Origin of the sequence: Sulfuricurvum sp. RIFOXYD12_FULL_44_77, from assembly GCF_001830725.1 — a bacterium.
Taxonomy (GTDB): domain Bacteria; phylum Campylobacterota; class Campylobacteria; order Campylobacterales; family Sulfurimonadaceae; genus Sulfuricurvum; species Sulfuricurvum kujiense_A.
Map to the genome: position 1 here is coordinate 1 of NZ_MIBU01000265.1, position 3121 is coordinate 3121.

Here is a 3121-nt window from a genome sequence, read left to right on the forward strand (position 1 = left end):
CGACAGGGGGATAGCGTTCAGATTCAAATTTTTGATTCAGTGCGTGAAGTAATTGCGCTTTTGAAAACGGCTTAATCAAATCAGAGGATGTTTCTACACCGACCACAAAGGTAGGATATTGGTCGTCACGAATATTTTTATCACGGATCAGAATGTCGCACTGACGCAGAGAGCTCAAGTGACCTTCCAAAAAAAGTTCCAAGGAACGCTGCAACAATGGAGAATCACACTGAATAGCTACTTTCACGCCGTTTACCTTGTACACAATATCCGTTTATTTTAAAGAAAGGTATTTTAGCACACTCCTCTCTTGAATTGCGTTAAAATGGTGCCGAATAAAGCTTATGCTACTATAAAGTTATACACAATGAAAAAAATTTACACAAAGAACAGATTCAATCTCGTTTGGATTAATCTATGGATCGGAATAGCGCTCTCCATCTTGGTCATGGCTTCAGGAGTATGGATTATTCATAGCGATATCCAATCTCGTGCACTGGCACGACTATCTCAGCAACATACGATAAATCAGTCCCGTATCGATGAATTTCAACAAACACAATCTCAAATTCTACGGTCTCTTTCCGAAAAGCCCGATCCGTCTCTCTTTTACCATTTTCTCAAAGCTGATACCCACATTATGCAGATACGATTTATCGATTTAAAGGGAGATGAAAAGATTCGATTCGATCGTCTTCGTGATGGGAGTATCCGTCAAATCTCAGCTGATAAACTCCAGAATAAAGGCAATCGCTACTATTTCCGACAATTTGCCGCACTCTCAGAAAATGTCATTGATTTTTCTAAGTTGGATCTTAACATGGAATACGGAAGGCTCGATATTCCCTTCAACCCTACTCTTCGAGCCGGAATAGCGGTCTATAAGGACGGTATAAAAATCGGAATCATCGTGATCAACTATTATATGCAAGAGTGGATAGAACACCTCAAAAGCGATAACGTCTCAACCTTTTTTCTGATTGATCATGAGGGCTACTTTTTAATTCACCCCGAACCCTCTTGGGCATGGTCGAGATACCGTTCTCCTGCACAACGTGCAGATGAGTACTTCGGTCTCTCTGAGTCACATTTTTCTCTCCTAAAGAAAGGGGAACATCGCTGGATCAATGAGGATACCGTCGCTTTCTCCCTCGATCTCTACGGTCAAAAATTATTAGCCCTTTATCAACCTAAAATCTCCCCCAATGACATTTTGATCCGGAGGCTTCTCCAGTTCGGAGTCATTATCTTTTTAGCACTGACGCTTGTAGTGGTTCCTCTCATCGGGATTATTCGGTTCAATCTTCACCGTTTCGAAGTTGAAAGTACAAAAAACAAAGTGATGCTTGCGCATCAGGCAAAACTCGATGCGATGGGAGATATGCTCGGTGCTATTGCTCACCAATGGCGCCAACCGCTCAACTCGATAGGTCTTATTATGCAAGATTTGGTCAGTGCCTTCAACCATCACGAGCTTGACAAAGAGTATTTGAGCGTATCTGAAAAAGGGGTTATGGATCAGTTGCAGTTTATGTCACAGACTATCGATGCCTTTCGAAACTTTTGTGTCGATGAAAAAAAAGAAGAACCGTGTAATCTGATCGAAATCGTCACTGAGATTCGCACCCTTTTTCAAACCCAACTCAATACACATGGAATCACACTGGAAACAGTATGTTCTAAAGGGCGAGAAGTATTGCATTCATGCCAAGACGAGTCAGAACCGGAGAGATTTAATCTCAACAGCTCTCCCGCACTGATTAAACAAATTCTCCTCTCTTTGATTACCAACGCAAAAGAGGCTCTGGAGCAATCCACGTGCGACCCGACAATCACACTTACCCTCCATGCCTATAAAGAGTCACTTCGTATCGATGTCAGCGACAAAGCGGGAGGGATCAATACACCCACCGCAAAACGGATTTTTGAACCCTATTACACGACCAAAGAGATGGGGACAGGGCTGGGGCTGACCATTGCACACACCCTCGCCAAACGCCAGTTAAAAGGAGACCTCATCCTCCAGCCGCGCAACAAAGAGGGAGTCTGTACCTTTACCCTTACTCTGCCGCGCTTTTAATCTTTTTATCAGAGTATAAATGGCTATAATTGGCGCAGAATCAGCGGCAAAAGGGGAAAAGTAAGTGGAAAACTATAATGACTTTAAAAAATATTCTATTCTCATCGCCGAAGATGACCCTATCGCATTGAATTCTCTTGTTAATATTCTCAAACGGTACTTTAAAAATGTACTTACCGCCGTTAACGGCTCTGAAGCGTATGAAAAAGCACTCTCACACAAAATCGACATTATCCTCACCGATATGCGTATGCCCCATCAAGACGGTGCTGATTTTGTCAAACAACTGAGAGAATTGGATGTTAATCTGCCGGTTATTTTTATGTCGGCACATACCGACTCAAAAACCCTTCTGCGAATTATCCCGTTAAATATCACCGAATATTTGGTCAAACCGATCCAAATTGGCCACGTTCTGCAGTTGTGCCAAGAGCTGTTCAAGAAAAAAGAGGCGATAGTGTACGAACAGCAAGTGGCCAAATATCTCTATCATCTCGATAGCGGTGTTGTCGTTGATTTAGCTCATAGAGTCGTTAGTAAAGAGGGGGAAATGATTTTACTCACCAAAAAAGAGTTTGAACTCCTCTCATTACTCATCAAAAATAAACAATCGATCCTCAGCAAAACCCAGATTGAATCTTTTTTATGGGATGGGGAGATTGTTTCTGAGAGCAGTGTTAAAACGCTCATCAAAAGATTACGCTCTAAAATCGGAGAAGAGACGATCGTAACCGCTAAAAATCTGGGGTATAAAATATGCATTGCATCTTAACCGCTTCCCTTCCTAAAATAACCGAAAAATAACCCTGCACAGCTACTATACTATCCTGAGAACAATTAGGATATTTTTTATCTTATATCACTATCAGTTACCTCTAAAACTGTACGAAATGACATCGATAATGGTTTGTAATATACGAAGGAATATGAATGGAACACATACTAAAAGATACCGATTTTTTGGTATCACAAACCGATTCAAAAGGGAAAATTCTTTTTGCCAACGAAGATTTTTGCAAGATAGCGGGATATACCCTCGAA

General features: G+C 41.4%; 2 protein-coding genes and 1 pseudogene. 2 read left to right on the forward strand and 1 reads right to left on the reverse strand.

The features are described from left to right. A pseudogene (locus A2517_RS09435) lies at positions 1-247 on the reverse strand (hypothetical protein); the annotation flags it as partial. Between the two features lie 120 nt (positions 248-367). Here A2517_RS09435 and A2517_RS09440 point away from each other — a divergent pair. Continuing rightward, positions 368-2080, forward strand: a complete 1713-nt coding sequence (locus A2517_RS09440) for an ATP-binding protein (RefSeq protein WP_294896400.1) — start codon at positions 368-370, stop codon at positions 2078-2080. Positions 2081-2144: 64 nt separating this feature from the next. Continuing rightward, positions 2145-2852 (forward strand): response regulator transcription factor, encoded by a 708-nt coding sequence (locus A2517_RS09445; RefSeq protein WP_294896402.1) that lies wholly within the window; start codon positions 2145-2147, stop codon positions 2850-2852. The last annotated feature ends 269 nt before the right edge of the window (positions 2853-3121 follow it).